A 20591-nucleotide genomic window follows, 5' to 3' on the forward strand; every position below is an offset into this window, starting at 1 on the left:
ATCCATTCAAAGATGACAAACATTCTTTTCCCCTCTATACTGTTAAGAGAAAGGAGAGTGAATCAACAATGTCTTCTATGATTGTTTCCATAAAAGGGATGGTTAAACACTCGATTACAATAGATCCTGGTGTTTGGCTTTTTGATGAAAGAATCGTCGATTTAAATACATATTTTCAAGAAGAAAAAACAGAGGATTATGATCCCGTTATTGAAAATATGGGCAAGGCATGGGACGAACAAAGGCAAGTCACTGCAAAAGTCCAAACGAATGATAACAAAATTATGAATAATAAAACTGATTTAACTGAAAAATCACTCGGTATTGCTATCGAACCTTTCTTGACAAACGCTTCACCTTTATCTAGTGCAACATCTGTTCGCTTCGTTCGAAATAATGGAGAAGAAGATTTCGTTTGTTCGTTAGCTGAAGCCGAGAAAGCGATTGTTGGTTTTTCAGACAAAGGCAAAGCATTAAAAGAAACTGGCCCACTCCATTTTTATTATGGTGACGGCTCAAATCAACAAAATCCAGTGAAAAACATCCAATCACTTATTGTCATTTAGAAAAGTGAAATTCCCCTAAATACTAGCGTAAAAAATAAAAAGTTTAGAATAAGCCCTACGCAATAGCGTAGGGCTTTCTTATTTGGTGTAACATCACAATAAATCTGCTGCTAATTGAGCTAAACCTGACCGTTCCCCTTTTTCTAGTTTTATATGACCAGATTCTGATAAGTGCTTGAATCTCTCCGCTACATAAGTGAGTCCATTCGTATATTCATCCAAATATGGATGATCAATTTGTTTTGGATCTCCCATTAAAACGATTTTACTACCTTCACCCACTCTTGTTAAAATCGTCTTCACTTCATGTTTCGTTAGATTTTGTGCTTCATCGATGATAATAAACTGATCTGGAATACTACGCCCTCGGATATACGTAAGTGCTTCAACTTGGATTGACGACATACCTGCTAAGATTTGCTCCAATTCTCCACTTTTGTTCGTATTAAATAAATACTCGAGGTTATCATAGATCGGTTGCATCCAAGGTCGAAGTTTCTCGTCCTTTTCTCCTGGAAGATAACCAATATCCTTCCCCATTGGTACAACAGGTCGAGCGACTAATAGTTTTTTATAGCGATTTAAATCTTCTGTTTGATATAGTCCCGCTGCCAGAGACAACAACGTCTTACCCGTTCCAGCTTTTCCAACTAGAGTAACGAGGGGAATATCTTCTCGCGTCAACAATTCCAATGCCATCTTTTGTTGAACATTTCGTGGCTTGATCCCCCAAGTTGAGTCGTGGTTTTTTAAAAATAATTGAAAGTGTGTTCCTTTAACATTCATGATAGCTAAAGCTGAACGCGTTCCATTCGCACTATCTTTGAAAATATAAAAGTGATTCGGATATTTATGATTAGTGTGAATCTCATTAATTGGAAGTTGTTTCTTCTCAAAAAGCTCATCCATTTTGGTTGGGTCGAGCCAACTTTCTTCATATCCTTGGTACATTCTATCAAACTGTACTATTCGATCAGATAAAAAATCTTCTGAATGTAATCCTAAAGCGTCAGCCTTCACACGCAGAAGAGCATCTTTACTTACTAACACGACATCTTCAGAACGTTCTAAACTTATATTCAAAGCCACCGCTAGGATACGATTATCATTTGTAGATTCAAAATAATGCTTCTTCATCTGTTCAAACGAACGATGATTTAGTTCTACAATTAAATTCCCCCCGCTTTCTAACTTCACTCCTTCGTTTAATTTCCCTTGTCCTCTTAAATCATCAAGTAAACGGGCTACTTCCCTTGCATTTCTGCCAATCTCGTCCATATATCGTTTTTTTGAATCAACTTCTTCTAACACAACTGCTGGGATAATCACATCATTATCATCAAAAGAAAAAAGAGCCAATGGGTCTTGTAGCAAAACATTTGTATCGAGAATGTAGGTTTTAGCCAAGTGATTCCCTCCCAATAATGAATATATTCCAACTACAACATGAGCATGATTACATTCTATTCAAATAAGTATATTCCTGATCACCTTTGCAAAGACTATTTGTTCATTTACATTCATCAACTTGACTAGATCCTCTGTATAATATTAAAAAATTTTGCTTTCCTTCGCTTCCCAACAGTTCAATAAAAAAACAATGCCGACATGAAATAATCATGCGGCATTGTACTGTTATTTTTTCATTGCAGTCATAACTTGGTTATCTAATTTCTCAGCGGCTTCTTTATCGTACGTCTTTTCATATTTAGGTTCCTGTGTAATTCTAGCCCCATAAAACATCACATCGCGAACTTCTTTCACTGATATTTCAATCAATGCTAACTTAAGCGGGACATTCTCGAGTTTTTCTTCGAGCACTTTTGCTTCTCCGACGATTGCATACGTCGATCCAGCGCCAATTACAGTTAAAGTGACTAGTGGTTGTTTTTTTAAATTCTCAACAATACGCGAGCGATTATCTACAGAAAACCTTACGTGTGCATTATCTGTTGCAAATACCCAAGAAATTGCATTTACATTCGTTCCACCTGTTTCATGATCCACTGTTGCGATTGATACATAGCGTTCTTCTCTAAGTAGTGGTAGGAGTTCTTCTGTTAATACTGTTTCAACTTGATTAGCCATAATTACATACGCCTCCTTATTCTTTCTTACTACTATACTATACCTATATTTCCTGAATCTTAAAACCATTCTAACAAAAATCATTGAAAAGATCCTGTATCGTCTTATTTTAGTAAAAAACAAACGAAAGTAGAATACCTAAGTCGTTATATGTAAACTTCTCCTTAAAATTGTCGGTTTACTCATGTTATACTAAGAAAAGTATAAGGTAACTGCTTCTCTACAAAAACAATTAAAAGTATAAATATGAAATATGAACCTATAATATTGAAGAGGTGTGCCATGAGAGTAAAATGTGTCATTTGTGACGTTGTAGAATCAATTAATAACCATATACCACTAGCGAAAAAACTTCGTAATCGCCCAATCCATACGTATATGTGTCAAACATGCCATGACAGAATTGAAGAAAGAACCATTGAAAGGAAAAAGACTGGAAACTTTGCAGAGCATACTCCTAAGGAAGAAACTGACGACTATATTTAATTTATCATTTGGGGATATAAAGAGGTCGCATGATTAAAATGAGAGCTATTATTAGAAATTTGGCTTGTCTTATACTTTAATCCTTTAGCGAAGTTAAACATTCTTAATGTATAAAAATAATGCACCTACATGCAAATAATCATGTAGGTGCATTAAACTCTTAGTTACTCTTTTCACTCGCTTCTTCTTGCTTATGGCGTCTTAGTTGGAATTTATACATCCCCAAAACCAGAGCAGCAATTCCTAATGACTCAATAACGGGTAGCGTTAATGCAAATAACGTGATAAACATATTACCAAAGAACATCACCGCATAAATCACTACATTCTTTAATAGAGGTAATTTTCTAGCAAAACCAAGATTAAATACTACGATACTTAATGCATTAATAATAATATACATTATCCAGAAAACCATCACAAAATTGCTAGGATCTGCTGCTCCAAGCCATTCTGCAATCGGGGCCAGATTAGGTGATGGTGTTCCAGTATTGGCTGCAATCATCATATTCTTCACTCCTAAATATTTGCGAGATAAAATTGGTTACATTTTCATACTATCAATAAGTACAGAGTTACCTCAATTAGTGAGATAAACTCATCATGCGAACCTTTCTCTTTCTGATACGAACCACATTTTTCTTAGCTCAATAAAGCTAGGCATAACGTTTAGATTATAGCACATGATGAGGTATATGTTAAAATTGAAAGAATAATTAGGTTCATTTTCTGTTTCATTTCCGTTACACTAATTATATAGAAAGGATGATTAACAATGAAATCATTTGATTTAACACTTTTTATCTTTGCAATGTTAGGTACGATTGGAATGATCGGTATCGGAATTTCATTTGCACAAACAAGCCTTTTAATGTTTTTAGGGTTTCTTATATTAAGTCTTGGCTCTGTCGCTGCTGGATTTAAACGAAAAAAGTATAAACAAGCTACAAATTAAAAAAAGTTCGCCAAAACTAAACACATTCCGTTTCCTATCGCAAAACCTTCCTTTGCGACAGAAAATAGGCACAAAAATGTTTAACTAATTGCACCGTAAATGCGGTGCTTTTTGTAATTTATAAAGACCTTAGATTATTCATAAAAATAGTTTTAAAATGATCTATCAGTTTTGGCATATTCGGACCGTTTTCTCAATTTCAACCTTCTAACGGTCCAACTCCTTCTCACTTAGTGCTTTACGAAAAATCAGGAAAGACATTAATTCTAGATTGTTGTTTTATTTAGAATAGGAGGACTCGAACCCGCTACATGCGGACACTCTCACAACTCATCGCTTCCCCCACCTCGTTCCCGAAAAATATAAATATACAATAGCTATTTTTTATCAATTTATTATACAGGTTACATCTCAAATTAACTTAAATTGTTTCTAAAACACTAAAAAATGTCTAACAAATTAACGTACAATTTGATAGACATTCACAAGATACATACTTAATATTAGTCAAAGCTAGGAGTTACTGAATAAATAAAATTATTTATTGCTAAGAGACTTCCATTTCTTTTACAGAAGTTACAACCTGAAAAAAGAACCAAAACCGTTGCAAATTCTTCAAGTGAAAAGATGTTGGACATTTTTCTGGATTAAAAACTTCTATTTCTTGCGAGCAATTTCCAAAATTTCATCATAGATCCATGGATTAGCAGCAAGCAACGTATCTTTTTCTAGAAACGTTAATTCCTCCCCTGTATAATTAGTCGCTTTTCCACCAACTTCTTGAAGCAACGCATAGCCTCCTGCAATATCCCATGGAGCCAAATTAAAGCTTATGTAGGCATCTAAGCGACCACAAGCAACATATGCCATCTCCAATGCAGCAACTGCGTATGAGCGAATTCCTCGTGATGATTCAACTAATTCCTCTAATCCTCTTTCCTTAAGGAGCCAACCTGCATTGAAACTCAGCAACGCTTCATTTAAAGAATTTTTCGTTAATGCAGGCAACTTTTCGCCATTAAGCATCGCCCCTTGACCTTTTAGTGACGAAAACAACTCATCACCCATCACATCATAGACCAACCCAATGATAGGTTCACCATCATGAAAAATTCCGATGGAGATAGCAAAATTACTTTTTTGGTGAACAAAATTAACCGTTCCATCTATCGGATCTAATATCCACACGGTTCCTTCTAAGTCCTTAATTTGTTCAAATGACCCTTCCTCTCCCATTAATCGATGATCGGGGAATTTATCCGTAATTTTATCAAGAAAAAATTTCTCAACATTTTGGTCTACGTCTGTAACTAAATCGTGTTGATGAGCTTTCGTTGTAATAGACAATGTACCTTTCATTTTCTCTTTTATGTATTGACTAGCTTCGCGAATCCACAACTCTGCTTGTTTTTTCACATCTTCAAAACTTCTATTTTCACGTTCATTTATCATTGTTCCATCTCCTCATCAAGCAAGTAATATTGCTATAGGTATATCATAATCATATCACACCTGCAAATATTTTCTTTCATTTGGTTACTCTGAAACAATAAGATACCGTTCTAGACTGGTAAGAGGATTGGGAGAAGCAAAAAGTTGGATACTTTTGCTTTGTTATTCTCTATGTCTAAGCTACTTTTTTACGATTTTACGTTAAATTATCTCTATCCAGAAAATAGCCAAAAAAATGAACCTTTATAAAAAGGTTCACTTCATAATAAGGCTTCTAAACGAAGCCATTCACTTCGTAATGTATCTAGTCTCGTTTTGCAATTAATAATCTGATCTTGTTCATTGGCTTGAATCGCATCGAATAGCGTTTGAAGTTCATAGTCAATCTCCAGTTTCAAGACTGGGATACGTTTCTCTCCATCTCTTCTTTTTAATGTTTGAATGACCTTCTCCATAAATCGCACCCCTCTTCTTACGAGTATCTGTTTTATAAAACAGACCAATAAACTTTTTAGAAACAAATTTAATAGTTAACACTACATTATGATATTTATCGGAATTTTGCAACTATTTATTCTCGTTAATTTACTATTCCACTATTCTCACGAATTAAAACCTAATTGAGAAAACTAATTCTAATTCCTTTTTAAATACGGTTCGATTTGATAAAATAGTAAAGGAGAAGACAAGAAGAGTGCATTGAGTATTAATTTTTCAGGATTCACTAAAAAGAAATGTTATCCTTAAAGATAACAATTCGACGAAAATAATATCACACAGATGAATCACAGATTTTTATTGCGAACTACCAATACAAACGGGGGGATTATATGAACTTCAACGGCTTTAATAAAAATGATTTTGACACTTTCAAACTAGAAGAATTACAAGATAGAATGGAGGCTATCCAAGAACGAATTCAACCAAAGTTTCAAGCAATCTCTGACGACGTAAAGGACGAACTTTCTTTGATCCTTGGACAAGATATGTTTTTACATATTGCAAGACATGCTAGACGCAAAGTGAATCCACCTTCGGATACTTGGTCTGCTTATTGTCACAACAAACGAGGGTATAAACAACACCCTCATTTTCAAGTCGGATTATTCGACGATCACGTTTTCATATGGTTGGCATTTATTTATGAATTGCCACATAAAACAGAAATTGCACAACGTTTCATGGAAGAAAAAGATACCATCATAGAAACGATTCCAAATGATTTTGTCATTTCGCTCGACCATATGAAAAAATTCGCAGAACCTCTGGAAACAATTGACCTTGATCATGCGCTGACACGCTTTCGCGATATTAAGAAAGGGGAATTTTTAATTGGACGTCAAATCGAAGCAACCGACCCCATCCTGAAAGATGGTGACAAGTTTATTAACCTTGTCCACGACACATTCAAAACATTGACACCTTTATATAAACTTTCAATGCGATGATGAATATATCATCTTCAATTTCCATCATACATTTTATTAGAAAAACTTGGCTTGTCGCCAAATCCTTCATGGCGAAAGCCTTAGTTTATCTTATATTTTAATCCTTTAGCAAAGTTAAACTTCTTAAAGTGCAAAAAACGACTAAATCCATTGTGATTTAATCGTTTTTTGCTTTATAAATTAGCGTAAATATCAAAATTATTCAGTAAATCCACATCAATATCTTCACTCGTTTGGATCGACTTTTGACCGTATTCTTTATGATTCCAAAAAGGAGTAGCTCTCCTTTTATAAGTAGTAGTTAATCCGCTCACTTTAGATCTTTATTACCGTTCCTTCAGAGGAGTCTTTCGCTTTCTTGACCACATGATATGGAGACTGTTCTGTTTGTTTCTGATACTCTTTAAAATGTTGCTTCTCCTCTGATTTTGACGGGACCACCTTTTTAAATCTTTGATAAAGCCCCATTATTTTTTCTCGTTTAAGCCCCTTACTATAGCATTCGTCAATTGCTTCATAAAAATGAACAACATCTACAATTTCGTCTTTTTCCCAATCCATTGATAAGGGTATATTCACTTCATTTTTCATGGCACGATATCCTCCTAACAAAATATTCTTTCCTTGATCGTCCCTTTCTGTTATACTACATTTTGTTTATTATGTGAAATAACAAGAAATAACGAAAAGTTACAATTTATTAATTGAGGTGAAAACTTTGTCATTTAAAGACCGTCAAATAAAAACGCCACTGTTTAGTGGTCTCTTAGAACATACTCAATCATCACCTGTCCAGTTTCATATACCTGGACACAAACATGGAGAAGGAATGGACCCAGAATTCAAAAAATTTATTGGACCGAATGCTTTGTCCATTGACTTAATTAATATTACACCACTAGATGACTTACATCACCCACATGGTATTATTAAAGAAGCCCAAGATTTAGCAGCTGAAGCTTTCGGAGCTGATCACACCTTCTTTTCAGTTCAAGGAACTAGCGGTGCGATCATGACAATGATTATGTCTGTTTGTGGACCCGGTGAAAAAATTCTCATCCCTCGAAACGTACACAAATCAATTATGGCTGCGATTATTTTTTCAGGAGCAACGCCAATTTTTCTTCATCCTGAGTTAGATGAAGAATTAGGGATCTCTCATGGTATCACTATCGAGTCTGTAAAAAGAGCTCTACAGGCTCACTCGGATGCAAAAGGCCTCCTGGTTATAAACCCCACCTACTTTGGAATTTCAGCTAATTTAGAAGAAATTGTCCGTCTTTCTCACTCATTTTACATACCTGTGCTTGTAGATGAAGCTCATGGCGTACATATTCACTTTAATGAGAATCTACCTGTCTCAGCGATGCAAGCTGGCGCTGATATGGCTGCAACGAGTGTTCACAAGTTAGGGGGATCACTAACACAAAGTTCTGTATTAAATTTACAAGGTGATCGAGTCTCTTATTTAAGGGTGCAAAGTACGATTAGTATGCTAACTACAACATCAACATCATATATTTTATTGGCTTCACTTGACACAGCACGTCGTTATTTAGCTATGGATGGCCACAATGAACTCGATAAGGTTATTCAACTATCTGAAGTAGTGAGAGAGAATATAAATACCATTCCTGGCATCTCTTGCCCTGGAAAAGAAATATTAAACGAAAGAGCTATTTATGATATGGATCCAACTAAACTAATTATCTCAATTAAAGATTTAAATATTTCTGGATACGAAGTTGAAAAGTGGCTACGAAAAAAAGCAAACATTGAAGTAGAACTATCAGATTTATATAATATTCTCTGTATTGTTACAATGGGCGACTCACAGAAAACGATGAATCAATTACTTCATGCTCTAAGAGAGTTATCTAACGAGTTTTATCAAGAAGGGCAGGATAAACTTTCTCCCATTAAAGTACAAGTACCTAACATTCCAATTTTATCTCTATCTCCTCGGGATGCATTTTATGCAGAAACTGAATTAATTAAACTTAGTAAATCGGCAGGCAGAATCAGTGCTGAATTCATTATGATCTATCCACCAGGAATCCCTATTTTTATTCCAGGAGAAATTATTGAACAAGATAACTTGGATTATATTTATACAAACATGGAAGCAGGTTTACCCGTTCAAGGACCTGAGGATCCGACGTTAACTCATATCCGAGTCATTCGCGAAAGAAAAGCAATTATTTAATTTCTAACAGAAATGTCACTTTTTTGATACCATCAATAAATAAAACGACACTGTATTCACTTACCCAACATCGAAAAAAGCGGTCAGCTAGCTGATCGCTTTTTTTTTGATTCAGTATTGATTTTCTAGTGTAGTAGCAGGTAAAGCAGATTTAAAAAATTCTGAAAGGGCTTCGGCATCTTGATCAAATTTTACTTGAAACAATTTTTTTAAATAATCTACATCATTTAAATCTTCTTGACTTAATAGCAGTGATTTTCCGGATTGCATGCACGTAATAAGTGGTTTTCCGAAAAATAAATTTGTATACACAATACCAAAATCAAACCTTGAATTTTCTGTCGTTATTCCAACAAACTGTACGTTGACTCTTTCAGCCTCATCATAAAGGCGTTGATAGAGCTCCATTAGAACAACCCCCTCTCGGTCTATAATCAATTATACAAAAATTCTGAATATTTAACAACTTTAATTTAATTTACCTAAATAGTAGGTTGCTCATCTCAATGGAATGAACAAATTCTAAATGTCTATGTCTTTGAATCATTTTATCACAATACCCATTCTTATAATGTTAACTTCTGTATCATTCATAAAAAGTTCATCACTCTGTTACAATTTAGTCAAACTTTTTCAACTGACACCTCTACGTGAACGTCGCTTAACGCTCTCTCCCCTACCTACCAATATTAACTAAACAATTACATCTAAAAACAGAAAAAACGTAGAGAAGATATAAAATCCTCTACGTTTTTTTATATGAGAAAGATTAGACTAAGGCCACAATTCTTGAAGAATACTCGCCGTTTCATCTAATGTAAATGGCTCCCAAAACAATTCACCATAGATAAGTAAATCTTGATGTAAGTGAAGTCCACTATTATCTTGATTTAAAGCACCACTCGTCCCAGAATTACCTACATAACCGATCACCGTTTCTTCTGTCACTGTCTGACCAAGTTCTAAGTCTTCCGGAATCGAGTCCAAATGTGCAAAACGATTCATTACACCATTATCATATTGCACCCAAACTTGCATTCCTCTTAACTTGTCAAATATATATTCAGGGGTAAACCCTACTTCACTTGCTAAATTCAAATCATAGTCACGCACTTCATGTGAAGAATAATCCTCGAAATCATCGTCGACGCGGACAACAACACCCTCTGCCATTGCATAGATTGGCGTATCTGTCGATATTTCTATCCCTGAAGCGTAATCGTACCAATCTATTCCTTCATGTGTTCCATTTCGATAATCTCTCGGTGCACCAGGTAAGTGGCTTTCCACCGTACTGACTGATGCTCCTTCAATTGGTTTGTCTAAAAAAGACAAGTAATCTATCATATCATCCGTAGAAAAAGAATGGATATCAACCTCTTCTTGTCCAAAAGAAGCCCATGCTTGTACTACTTCGTCTGTCCATGAAAAAGTTACCACAGACTCCTCATCATCAAATTCATAATCCATTTCCAATCCTTCTTCGACAAAAGACTTCGTCACATAAGCTTTTCCTTCTTCATCTTCCTTCACTAAAACACGATCAGAATCTTTATAAACACCGTCAATTTCCAATACAGGTACTCCGTATACAAGATAAAACTCTCGTCCTGAGATCGAGATTGTTAAGGATTTATCTATTTCATCATAGTCATACCTGCCACCGATTATTTCTGTTAACTCTTCTACAGCAATAAAGTGTTCTTCAGTGTCATCAAAGGAATAGACCTCTACTTCTTCATCATGAGTCTCGATTTCTTCATTCTTTTCTTCTAAATGGTCATTCTCATTCAAACCTTGATCATTATTATTTAGATTTTCTACCTCAGTCTCTTCAGACGAATTATCTGAATTAGTAAGCTCTTCCTGAGTTGCTTCTAATTCACAAGCCGTAATGGACAGCATAGCAAACATCAGTATTAGTACTTTCCACATAATTACCCTATCCTTTACGTTATTTGATCAAAGCAGGGTCGACAATTTCGTACCCTTTTTCACGAAGTCCTTCGACAATTCCCGGCAATGCGTCTTTAGTAAATTCTCGATCATGCATCAACAAGTTCGCGCCATTTCCTAGAAGCTCCGTTTCAACCATAATTTCTTCTAACGCCTCTTTTTCCATATAATCTGCTTCCCAATCATACCCATAACTCCAATTCATCCACTGCATACCTTCTTCTTCCAAAAGTTTTTTAGAATAGTCCGTATTTGCTCCAAACGGCGCGCGGAAAAATCTTGGTCGTTCCCCAATAATTTCTTCAATAAGATCATTAAGATGAACGATTTCTTCATATTGTTCTTCCTCAGAAATGTCATTTAAATTTGGATGGCTCATCGTATGATTACCAATTTCAAAACCTAAGTCATGAATTTCTTTTAAGTCTTCTTTTCCCTCATCTGTATTAATAAAGTGACCATTCACAAAAAAGATCGCTCCTGCATCTAAATCTTTTAAGATGTGCGCCATTTCTGGTCCGTGGTTATCTGGGGCATCATCAATTGTTAACAAAACAACTTCCTCATTTGCATCGTCTATCGGTCTAATAGGATAATTAACACCATTAATCTCACCGATCTCATACGCAGGGTCTAAATCTTCCACGGCAATCTCCTCATTTTCTTCCCTCTCTTCGTTTACTTCGTCATTTACATCATTGTTATTTCCCACTAAATCATTGTTTTCGTTAAGATCATCTATTGCCTGATTTTCATTATCATTAGCTGATTCATTACCTTCGTTGTTCTCGTCTTCTTCCTCTTGTATTATCTCTGATTCATTATCATTCTCAGGAGATTCTGTCTCCTCGTCGTTTCCACATGCATTTAAAAAAATTGCTAATGTTAAAGCTACGCTGATGTATTTTGCTCGTCTCATGTCCATCCCTCTTTCAGTTTTCAATTTAATCACTATCATCCCATCCAAACTCTATCATATTTACTCGAAAAATAGAATCATTCTTCTATACCACTTATTGGCTTCACTTTTTCTAGCCAATGTAAATAAGTTAATTTCCGATTAATATTTCAGTTTATTTGCTCATTTTGTGAAACTTTTCATCGCTTTCATCCGTCTATATTAGTATAGAACGTTTATTACAATCGTTTCTTTAGTTTCAAAAATCAACAATATTACATATTACCTTCGATCATTCCCTATTGTTTGCGTTTAGATAACAGTTTGATTACGAGACCCTTTACACTGTTGATAGATGGTAATATTGAATTAACGAAATGACAAGATACGGTTAATGGAAGGAAGTGAGCATGAATGAGTCGCATTTTATTATGTATTTTTCTATCTTCATGCCTATACTTAACAAGCTGCTCTTCACAAGAGATTATGACTAGTTACCCATTTCTTGAAAGTAATGATGACCAGGATTCAACTGTGACCGTTTTATTTACTGATGAGAGTGACAAACGTAAAGAAAATAACTATTATGACGCCTTGATCGACGTCCAATATAAGTATCCAAATAAGCTTTCTAACGTCAATGTTGTCTACGAGTCAGACGAAGAAATAGTCAACTACTATGAGATTGATACTTATCCTACTTTGTTGTTAGTTAATGATCTCGAAGTCACTTTACGAATAGAGGGTGCACAGGACTTTTCATCTATCTATAAAAAATTAGAAGCTAGCCTACAACAGAACAGTGATGAAGCGTCTTAAATAAACAAGATCTAATTTAAATGAGCTCTAAACAAAAAACTTGCAACAGCAATTAGCTGTGCAAGTTTTTTTATATTATTTTACAATATGGATCGGCGTGCCTAAAGCAACTTCCGCTGTTTCCATTGTAATTTCGCCTAAAGATGGGTGAGCATGGATCGTTAACGCTAGATCTTCTGCAGTCATGCCAGCTTCAATCGCTACACACGCTTCAGAAATCATATCAGAAGCGTTATGTCCTGCAATTTGTACACCTAACACAAGACCGTCTTCTTTGCGAGTGATCATCTTCATAAAGCCTTCAGACTCATTAAGCGACAATGCACGTCCATTTGCTTGGAATGGAAATTTAGATGCAACATAATCTATGCCTTCATCTTTAGCCTTTTGTTCATTAAGACCAACGCTTGCAAGTTCCGGTCCAGAAAATACAACTTCAGGAATCGCTGTATAGTCTATTTCAGAAGGTTCTCCAGAGATAGCTTCAGCAGCTACTTTCGCTTCATAGGATGCTTTGTGAGCTAATGCTGGGCCTGCCACGATGTCACCAATTGCAAAAATATTCTCAGCAGACGTACGACATTGTTTATCAATTTTAACAATACCTTTATCGTCCAGTTCCACACCAGCTTGTTCCAATCCTAGTTCTTCAGTGTTAGCTTTACGTCCGACAGTTACTAAAAGAACATTTCCTTCAAATTCTTCTACTTCGCCTTTCACTTCCGCTTTCACTTTTACGCCTGTTTTTGTTTCTTCCATTTCTTGCGCGAAAGCTTCCGTTTTAATCGTAACTCCCGCTTTTTTCAATCGCCGCGCAACAAGTTGACTCATTTGCTTTTCAAATCCAGGTAAGATTGACTTCGTCCCTTCAAGGATTGTTACTTCAGAACCAAGGTTAGCATATGCTGATCCAAGTTCAATTCCGATGTAACCTCCACCAATAACAATCATTTTCTTAGGTACTTCTTTAAGGCTGAGTGCGCCAGTAGAAGAAATAACTTTATCACTGAATTTGAAATTCGGTAATTCAATTGGGGTCGATCCAGTTGCTACGATACAATGTTTAAATTTATACGTTTGTGAACTTTTTTCGTCCATAATTTTAACTGATGAATCATCAACGAAATACGCTTCACCTTTAACGATGTTAACATTGTTACCTTTCAAAAGTCCCTCGACGCCACCTGTCAACTTATCAACGACAGTCTGCTTCCATTTTTGCACTTTCGAGAAGTCAAGTTTCACTTCACCAACAGAGATACCCATATCATCAGAATTACCAGCATTATGATATCGGTGACCCGCTTCAATCAACGCCTTTGATGGGATGCATCCGACATTTAAACAAACGCCCCCCATGTTATCTTTTTCTACAATTGTTACTTTTTGGCCTAGTTGTGCTGCACGAATCGCTGCAACATATCCACCAGGGCCCGAACCAATGACTAACGTGTCTACTTCTTCCGGAAAATCTCCTACTACCATATACTTATCCCTCCATTACTAGTAATTGTGGATCATTTAATAAACGTTTAATGTGGTTCAACGCATGTTGAGCTGTTGCACCATCAATGATACGGTGATCGAAGCTTAATGACAAGGCTAAAACTGGAGCTACAACAACTTCTCCATCACGAACAACCGCTTTTTCAGCAATACGACCTAGTCCTAGAATTGCCACTTCTGGATGATTAATAACCGGCGTAAACCATTGTCCACCAGCAGACCCGATATTTGTAATCGTCGTCGAAGCGCCTTTCATTTCTGCGGATGATAAGGATCCTTCACGTGCTTTTGTAGCAAGTTGATTAATTTCATCCGAGATACTAAATATCGATTTACGATCTGTATCTTTTACTACAGGTACCATTAATCCTTTTTCCGTATCGGCAGCAATTCCAATATTGTAATAATGTTTATGGACAATCTCTTCTGTTGAGTCATCAAGAGAAGTATTTAATATTGGGTATTCACGAATAGCAGACGTTAAAGCTTTCACTACATAAGGTAGATAAGTTAATTTAACACCTTTTTCTTCTGCTACTGGTTTGAATTGCTTACGATGGGCAACAAGATCAGTTACTTCAATCTCATCCATTAATGTCACGTGCGGTGCCGTATGCTTAGAATTAACCATTGCTTTAGAAATCGCTTTACGGATACCTGACATCTTTTCACGCGTTTCAAGCTCTTCATTTGCTGGAGTATAAGCAGCTACTGATTTCTTTTCTTCTTTTGCTGAAGTTTCAGTAGAATCAGTTTGTGTTGATTCAGCTGGCTTACTATCTCCTGAAAGATAAGCATCAACATCATCTTTCAATACACGACCATTTTTGCCTGTGCCTTTCACTTTACGAATATTTACTTCTTTCTCTCTTGAATATTTCCGAACAGATGGCATTGCGATTATACGACTGTTCTCATCAACTTCTTCTACAGGCTTTTCTTCTTCTTTTGAAGCCTCAGCAGATTCTTGTTCTTGCTCTTGCTCTTGCTCTTTTTCTTCTTCCTCTTCATCACTGCCATGCGCTTCAGCTGGTTGTTCCGCATCCGTTTCAAACGAGATGACGACAGTTCCAACTTCTGTTACAACGCCCTCTTCGACATGTAATTTAAGAACTTTCCCATCGACCGGAGATGGTATTTCTACAACTGCTTTATCATTTTGAACTTCACACAAGACATCGTCTTCTTTTACTTCGTCACCTTCTTTTACTTCCCACTTTACAATTTCACCTTCGTGAATCCCTTCACCTATATCAGGAAGTTTAAACTCATATGCCATAGTAATGCCTCCATTTCTATATATCGTATTAATTTAAAAGAGAACCAAGGAGTGATGATAAAGTTCACTTCTCCTTGATCTATTTAGTAGTATTAATTAAAATTCAATGACTTGCTTTGCTTTATCAATAATATCTTTGTGATTTGGAAGCCAAACATCTTCAGCAGATGCAAATGGGAATACAGAATCAGGTGCTGTTACTCTTAGTACAGGTGCTTCAAGACTTAAAATTGCTCGCTCATTAATTTCTGCGACAACACTAGCAGCAATTCCAGCTTGTTTTTGCGCTTCTTGAACAACAATTGCACGATTTGTTTTTTCAACAGATTGAATAATTGTATCAATATCAATTGGACTCACTGTGCGCAAATCAATGACTTCAGCTGAAATGCCATCTTTTTCCAATGATTCTGCTGCTTTTAATGAAGCATGAACCATTGCCCCATACGTGATGATTGAAATATCAGAACCTTCACGTTTAACTGCCGCTTCGCCTAATGGTAATGTATACTCTTCTTCCGGAACTTCTTCACGGAAAGAACGATATAATTTCATGTGCTCTAGAAAAACTACAGGATCGTTATCACGAATAGCAGATATTAATAAGCCCTTCGCATCATACGGTGAAGATGGGATAACTACTTTCAATCCTGGTGATTGAGCCATTAGCCCTTCCAGACTATCAGCATGTAGTTCAGGCGTCTTCACACCACCACCAAAAGGAGCACGAATCGTCACTGGTGCATTGTATGTTCCACCTGAACGATACCGCATACGAGCCATTTGAGCGGCAACTGCATCGAACGTTTCAAAAACAAAACCAAAAAACTGGATTTCCATCACTGCTCGGAAACCTGTAACACTTAACCCTGTAGCTAATCCGCCAATTCCAGATTCAGCTAATGGTGTATCAAATACACGGTCTTCGCCAAACTCTTTTTGCAAACCTTCAGTCGCTCGGAAGACACCGCCATTTTGGCCAACATCTTCTCCGAAAACGAGAACTTTTTCGTCATTCTTTAGTTCATTTCGCATTCCATCCGTTATTGCTTGAATCATCGTCATTTGCGCCATAACTTACTTCGACTCCTTTTCTTTATAATATTCCAATTGCTCCTTCAAATTAGCGGGAAGTTCTTCCGCCATATTCGAGATTAAATCTGACACTTTTTGTTTAGGAGCTCCATCTGCTTTTTTAATAGCTGCTTTAATATCTTCTTTCGCTTGTTCTACGATCTTCTCTTCCTCTTTTTCTGTCCATAGTTTCTTACCTTCTAAGAACTTACGGAATCGAACGAGTGGATCTTTCTTTTCCCAAGCATCGTCTTCATCAGATGTTCGGTATCTTGTAGGATCATCACCGGCCATTGTATGCGGTCCATAGCGGTAAGTAAGTGTTTCAATCAATGTTGGTCCATTTTCATCAAGACCTCTTTGACGAGCTTCTTTGGTTGCTGCATAAACAGCTAGAATATCCATTCCATCAACTTGAACGCCATGAATTCCTGCGGCAACAGCTTTTTGTGCAATCGTACCAGCAGCAGATTGTTTTTCTACTGGAACTGAAATCGCAAAGCGATTATTCTGGACAACAAAGATCGCTGGAGAATTAAATGCTCCTGCAAAGTTCATGCCTTCGTAGAAATCACCTTGGGAAGCACCACCGTCACCAGTATAAGTAATCGCAACAGCATCTTCCTTATTTTTCTTAAGTCCCATTGCGACACCAGCAGTTTGTGTAATTTGTGCTCCAATGATAATTTGTGGCATCATTACTCGCACACCTTCTGGCATTTGCCCTCCCATGAAATGTCCTCGTGACCAAAGGAAAGCTTGATCTAGTGGCACACCATGATAATGAATTTGTGGAATATCACGGTAACCTGGTAAAATCCAGTCTTGTTTTTCAAGTGCAAATTGAGAACCGATCATTGAAGCTTCTTGTCCGGCTACAGGAGCATAGAAGCCTAAACGGCCTTGGCGGTTTAATGAGATAGCTCTTTGATCCCATATACGTGTATACACCATCCGCGTCATTAATTCTTTTAACTCTTCATCGGATAATTTAGGCATCGCTTTTTCGTTAACTACTTTTCCTTCTTCGTCGAGAATTTGAAACGTTTTGAACTGATCTTCAATTTGTTTTAATTCTTTTGTCTTTTCCATGAATCTGTTCACCTCATCCTTTCTTATCGTCTAAATCAATTAATCACTATTATTGCCTGAATCACTCTTAATTAAAGTACCCAAGTTCAACTTTATCCATGTGATTCGACACGTTCATTGTATAACTCAGTGATTTTATTCCCTCTTCTTAAAAAAATAATCATTCATTTTAAAATCAACACTGTAATAGTTTGTTTTTAAAACAAGTGATACAACTTACTTTTTTGCTAATCTCAGTTTACACGACTTTCTTATCTTTCGTCAACGCTTTTGCACACGTTTTAATAGTTTATTATCATATTTATGTTGTTTACTCATTCACAAAAAAATATAACTGTTACATGGATATTTAGAAACTGTTATACCATTTTAACTACACTATCCCACATAGCGCCTTTAATAAATATAATCGAAATAAAAAATACTAATAAAACATTTGTCGGAATTTCTAAGAGCACAAAAAAAGAAAGGAAGAATGCCTTCCTTTCTTTTTCATTTTATTTCCATTTACTCAAAGGTCACATTTAATTCAGCTGTTTCATAGAAGTTCACTTTCGCATCGTTATAGTCATTGGTTAACTGATTGAATTGGTCATTCAATTGAGAGATTTCGCTGTAAGCTTCATTTACAGTATCGTGTTGCTCCTGTAATTCATCCACTTCAACTTCTTCATCCTTTGCCATTTCATATAAAAGAATATCTAGGTCTATTGAATGCGTATAAGCTTCATGTAACTGCATGTAAACGTCATAACGTTCATTCATCGTTTCGACAACACTGTTAGCAGCCTGTAAGACATCTTCGTCATCGATATCGTCAACATACTGTTCAGCTTCTTGAAAAATCAAATATGATTCTTCAATTAATTCTTTCTCTTCTTCCATAAGCTCTCTTCTAGTGTCTGCAGATTCTATTGCTTGATCCGCCAGTGGTTCAATTTCTTCTACAGAAGACAGAGTGAGCATTTCTTCATACAAATTAACTTCTTCTTGTTCCGCATTCGTTAACGGGTCTTGCTTTCCTTCAATTTCGTTTTCTATTTGTACAGATTCTTCTAAGTGATCGTACATTAATTCAGCTGGTTGTTCTCCAAAACATGCTGTATAGACGACCATCATAGCTGCAAATAGAACAAACAGATAGATCTTTTTCAAACAAAGCCCCTCCTAAAATAACTCACTCAACAGTAATAGCATTCATTTATCAAATTACCTTATTTCCAAGGTTTTTACAAGCTCTTTTTTTACTACACTTAAATTTATTTCAGGCAAATAACAATTTTCTAGGTATTCATCCACTCCATTAAACAAAAGGTGCATAGCATGTTATTACGCCGCTAACTAAGCGGTCGAAAGAAAAAAGGAGGCATTCTTATGTACGGATACGATGGCGGTCAGTGCTGTGACCCTTGCGGTTATGGGCAGGCAGCTCCAAGTTACGGTTATGGATACCCATCACAAGTAGCAGGTGCTGCTACAGGAGCTGGGAAAGGATTTGCCCTGATTGTGGTACTTTTCATCCTATTAATTATTGTAGGAGCATCTAAACAACACCACTGTTAATCCATTCCCACGAAAAGGAAGTGAACAATTTCAGTTCACTTTCTTTTTCTTTCTTTAAATGATAAAAAAGTGTAATATTATTATAATGATATCTGAATGTAATTATTCCGTCGATCTTCAAGGCACTTGCGCTTCTCATTTAAGACTGTTTATGCTTATAAAGAAAGACGAGTATTTCATCAACTAAACATACCGAAAACTGAAAGGAGATATCCCATGCTTACAATGAAAGATGTCGTTCGTGAAGGACATTCATCTTTGCGAAAAATTGCTAATGAAGTAGAAATTCCTCCTTCTGAAGAAGATAAACAACTATTAAATAAAATGATGGAATTTCTTGTACATAGTCAAGACCCAGAGATAGCTGAAAAATATGATTTACGTCCAGGTGTTGGGTTAGCAGCTCCACAACTTAACGTAAATAAACGGATGATTGTTGTCAGAACAACAGATCAAAATGAAGAATTACTTGAATATGCGTTATTTAACCCTAAAATCATTAGCCATTCTATTGAAACAACTCATTTGGAATCCGGCGAAGGTTGTTTATCAGTTGACCGTGAAGTGCCTGGCATCGTCCCACGGTATGCAAGAGTTAAAATTGAGGGTTACGATTTGAATGGAGAAAAAGTCGTCAAACGTCTCCGCGGCTTTTTAGCAATTGTTTTCCAACATGAATTAGATCATTTGAACGGTATCATGTTCTATGATCGCATTGAAGGTGATGATCCTTACAAAGTTCCCTTACCTCCAAACGAAATTATTAAACGAAATGAGCAAGATTCTCCCCTCTCCTAAGTACGGAGAGGTTTTTTGTTAGGAGTTATTTTTTTCTTTATAAAGTTATGCATTTGGCAACAAGAGTAAAATTTTATAAAAGCCATAATCTCTTCCATAAACAACATCAATAACTAAGAATTCTTTTATACTGTAGTTTTCATGCTTATGTATTGACTTTTTCCGTCGCTTCTCGTTAATAAAATCGATCTTTCCCGTTTTCTATTAAACAAGAACCTTGAATTAAAAGGTTAGAGGGTTTAAAATATTGAAAAGGTGGAGAGAACGTTTATAAGAATAGTTCCCGGATTTTACTTCTATAAAATTTATATGTATACTTCACTCATTCTTCTTTCTGTAATATGGTAAAAAGAAGAATTACTTTGTGGCGTTTTACTTTAAATTAAATGAGTAACCGAATTCCAA

At 36.0% G+C, this 20591-nt stretch carries 23 protein-coding genes; 8 read left to right on the plus strand and 15 right to left on the minus strand.

Features of this window, described 5'->3' with window-relative positions; genetic code table 11:
• Positions 1–68: 68 nt before the first annotated feature.
• A complete protein-coding gene (locus tag ACM26V_RS08985; protein ID WP_416151079.1) occupies positions 69–566 on the plus strand; it encodes a peptidyl-prolyl cis-trans isomerase in 498 nt (165 codons plus the stop codon).
• A gap of 93 nt (positions 567–659) precedes the next feature.
• Here ACM26V_RS08985 and ACM26V_RS08990 read toward each other — a convergent pair whose 3' ends face one another.
• Both ACM26V_RS08990 and ACM26V_RS08995 read right to left on the minus strand, forming a co-directional pair.
• Complete coding sequence (locus ACM26V_RS08990; protein WP_416151080.1) at positions 660–1973, minus strand: PhoH family protein; 1314 nt, start codon at positions 1971–1973, stop codon at positions 660–662.
• A gap of 228 nt (positions 1974–2201) precedes the next feature.
• Positions 2202–2654 (minus strand): pyridoxamine 5'-phosphate oxidase family protein, encoded by a 453-nt coding sequence (locus ACM26V_RS08995; RefSeq protein WP_416151081.1) that lies wholly within the window; start codon positions 2652–2654, stop codon positions 2202–2204.
• Positions 2655–2936: 282 nt separating this feature from the next.
• Here ACM26V_RS08995 and ACM26V_RS09000 point away from each other — a divergent pair, with 282 nt between their 5' ends.
• Positions 2937–3140: a YlaI family protein gene (locus ACM26V_RS09000; RefSeq protein ID WP_416151082.1), complete on the plus strand. Its 204-nt coding sequence runs from the start codon at positions 2937–2939 to the stop codon at positions 3138–3140.
• Between the two features lie 160 nt (positions 3141–3300).
• On the opposite strand, the gene ACM26V_RS09005 is transcribed toward ACM26V_RS09000, so the two are convergent.
• Positions 3301–3648, minus strand: a complete 348-nt coding sequence (locus ACM26V_RS09005) for a YlaH-like family protein (protein ID WP_416151083.1) — start codon at positions 3646–3648, stop codon at positions 3301–3303.
• Positions 3649–3915: 267 nt separating this feature from the next.
• On the opposite strand from ACM26V_RS09005, the gene ACM26V_RS09010 reads away from it, so the two are divergent.
• Entirely contained in the window at positions 3916–4095 is a 180-nt protein-coding gene (locus tag ACM26V_RS09010) for a DUF5325 family protein (protein ID WP_416151084.1), read from the plus strand.
• 657 nt (positions 4096–4752) lie between these two features.
• Here ACM26V_RS09010 and ACM26V_RS09015 read toward each other — a convergent pair.
• A complete protein-coding gene (locus ACM26V_RS09015) occupies positions 4753–5547 on the minus strand; it encodes an inositol monophosphatase family protein (RefSeq protein ID WP_416151085.1) in 795 nt (264 codons plus the stop codon).
• Positions 5548–5807: 260 nt separating this feature from the next.
• Positions 5808–6002, minus strand: coding sequence for a hypothetical protein (locus tag ACM26V_RS09020; RefSeq protein ID WP_416151086.1), 195 nt, complete (start codon positions 6000–6002; stop codon positions 5808–5810).
• A 375-nt stretch (positions 6003–6377) separates the two neighbouring features.
• Between ACM26V_RS09020 and ACM26V_RS09025 the strand changes: the two genes are divergently transcribed.
• Positions 6378–6995, plus strand: a complete 618-nt coding sequence (locus tag ACM26V_RS09025) for a YktB family protein (protein WP_416151087.1) — start codon at positions 6378–6380, stop codon at positions 6993–6995.
• A 173-nt stretch (positions 6996–7168) separates the two neighbouring features.
• On the opposite strand, the gene ACM26V_RS09030 is transcribed toward ACM26V_RS09025, so the two are convergent.
• Together ACM26V_RS09030 and ACM26V_RS09035 are read right to left on the minus strand one after the other, a co-directional pair.
• Positions 7169–7309 (minus strand): hypothetical protein, encoded by a 141-nt coding sequence (locus ACM26V_RS09030; RefSeq protein ID WP_416151088.1) that lies wholly within the window; start codon positions 7307–7309, stop codon positions 7169–7171.
• Between the two features lies 1 nt (position 7310).
• A complete protein-coding gene (locus tag ACM26V_RS09035; protein ID WP_416151089.1) occupies positions 7311–7586 on the minus strand; it encodes a UPF0223 family protein in 276 nt (91 codons plus the stop codon).
• A gap of 127 nt (positions 7587–7713) precedes the next feature.
• On the opposite strand from ACM26V_RS09035, the gene ACM26V_RS09040 reads away from it, so the two are divergent.
• A complete protein-coding gene (locus ACM26V_RS09040; RefSeq protein WP_416151090.1) occupies positions 7714–9201 on the plus strand; it encodes an aminotransferase class I/II-fold pyridoxal phosphate-dependent enzyme in 1488 nt (495 codons plus the stop codon).
• A gap of 111 nt (positions 9202–9312) precedes the next feature.
• Here ACM26V_RS09040 and ACM26V_RS09045 read toward each other — a convergent pair whose 3' ends face one another.
• From ACM26V_RS09045 to ACM26V_RS09055, 3 genes are all read right to left on the minus strand, one after another.
• Positions 9313–9609: a DUF3055 domain-containing protein gene (locus ACM26V_RS09045; RefSeq protein WP_416151091.1), complete on the minus strand. Its 297-nt coding sequence runs from the start codon at positions 9607–9609 to the stop codon at positions 9313–9315.
• 366 nt (positions 9610–9975) lie between these two features.
• Positions 9976–11136 (minus strand): M23 family peptidase, encoded by a 1161-nt coding sequence (locus ACM26V_RS09050; protein WP_416151092.1) that lies wholly within the window; start codon positions 11134–11136, stop codon positions 9976–9978.
• Positions 11137–11155: 19 nt separating this feature from the next.
• Positions 11156–12076 carry a polysaccharide deacetylase family protein gene (locus tag ACM26V_RS09055; RefSeq protein WP_416151093.1) on the minus strand — a complete coding sequence of 307 codons (921 nt, stop codon included), beginning with the start codon at positions 12074–12076 and terminating at the stop codon, positions 11156–11158.
• Between the two features lie 393 nt (positions 12077–12469).
• Here ACM26V_RS09055 and ACM26V_RS09060 point away from each other — a divergent pair, with 393 nt between their 5' ends.
• Positions 12470–12874 (plus strand): hypothetical protein, encoded by a 405-nt coding sequence (locus ACM26V_RS09060; RefSeq protein WP_416151094.1) that lies wholly within the window; start codon positions 12470–12472, stop codon positions 12872–12874.
• Between the two features lie 75 nt (positions 12875–12949).
• On the opposite strand, the gene lpdA is transcribed toward ACM26V_RS09060, so the two are convergent.
• The 5 genes from lpdA to ACM26V_RS09085 form a co-directional block, all read right to left on the minus strand.
• Positions 12950–14359: a dihydrolipoyl dehydrogenase gene (lpdA, locus tag ACM26V_RS09065; protein WP_416151095.1), complete on the minus strand. Its 1410-nt coding sequence runs from the start codon at positions 14357–14359 to the stop codon at positions 12950–12952.
• 4 nt (positions 14360–14363) lie between these two features.
• Complete coding sequence (locus ACM26V_RS09070) at positions 14364–15659, minus strand: dihydrolipoamide acetyltransferase family protein (protein ID WP_416151096.1); 1296 nt, start codon at positions 15657–15659, stop codon at positions 14364–14366.
• Between the two features lie 96 nt (positions 15660–15755).
• Complete coding sequence (locus ACM26V_RS09075; RefSeq protein WP_416151097.1) at positions 15756–16733, minus strand: alpha-ketoacid dehydrogenase subunit beta; 978 nt, start codon at positions 16731–16733, stop codon at positions 15756–15758.
• Positions 16734–16736: 3 nt separating this feature from the next.
• A complete protein-coding gene (gene pdhA / locus ACM26V_RS09080) occupies positions 16737–17825 on the minus strand; it encodes a pyruvate dehydrogenase (acetyl-transferring) E1 component subunit alpha (protein WP_416151098.1) in 1089 nt (362 codons plus the stop codon).
• A gap of 507 nt (positions 17826–18332) precedes the next feature.
• Positions 18333–18980: a YkyA family protein gene (locus ACM26V_RS09085; RefSeq protein WP_416151099.1), complete on the minus strand. Its 648-nt coding sequence runs from the start codon at positions 18978–18980 to the stop codon at positions 18333–18335.
• Between the two features lie 219 nt (positions 18981–19199).
• Here ACM26V_RS09085 and ACM26V_RS09090 point away from each other — a divergent pair, with 219 nt between their 5' ends.
• On the plus strand, positions 19200–19388 hold the full coding sequence (locus ACM26V_RS09090) for a YjcZ family sporulation protein (RefSeq protein WP_416151100.1): 189 nt from the start codon (positions 19200–19202) through the stop codon (positions 19386–19388).
• A 216-nt stretch (positions 19389–19604) separates the two neighbouring features.
• Positions 19605–20186 carry a peptide deformylase gene (gene def / locus ACM26V_RS09095; RefSeq protein WP_416151101.1) on the plus strand — a complete coding sequence of 194 codons (582 nt, stop codon included), beginning with the start codon at positions 19605–19607 and terminating at the stop codon, positions 20184–20186.
• The last annotated feature ends 405 nt before the right edge of the window (positions 20187–20591 follow it).

Source organism: Salipaludibacillus sp. HK11 (assembly GCF_047795645.1).
GTDB lineage: Bacteria > Bacillota > Bacilli > Bacillales > Salisediminibacteriaceae > Salipaludibacillus.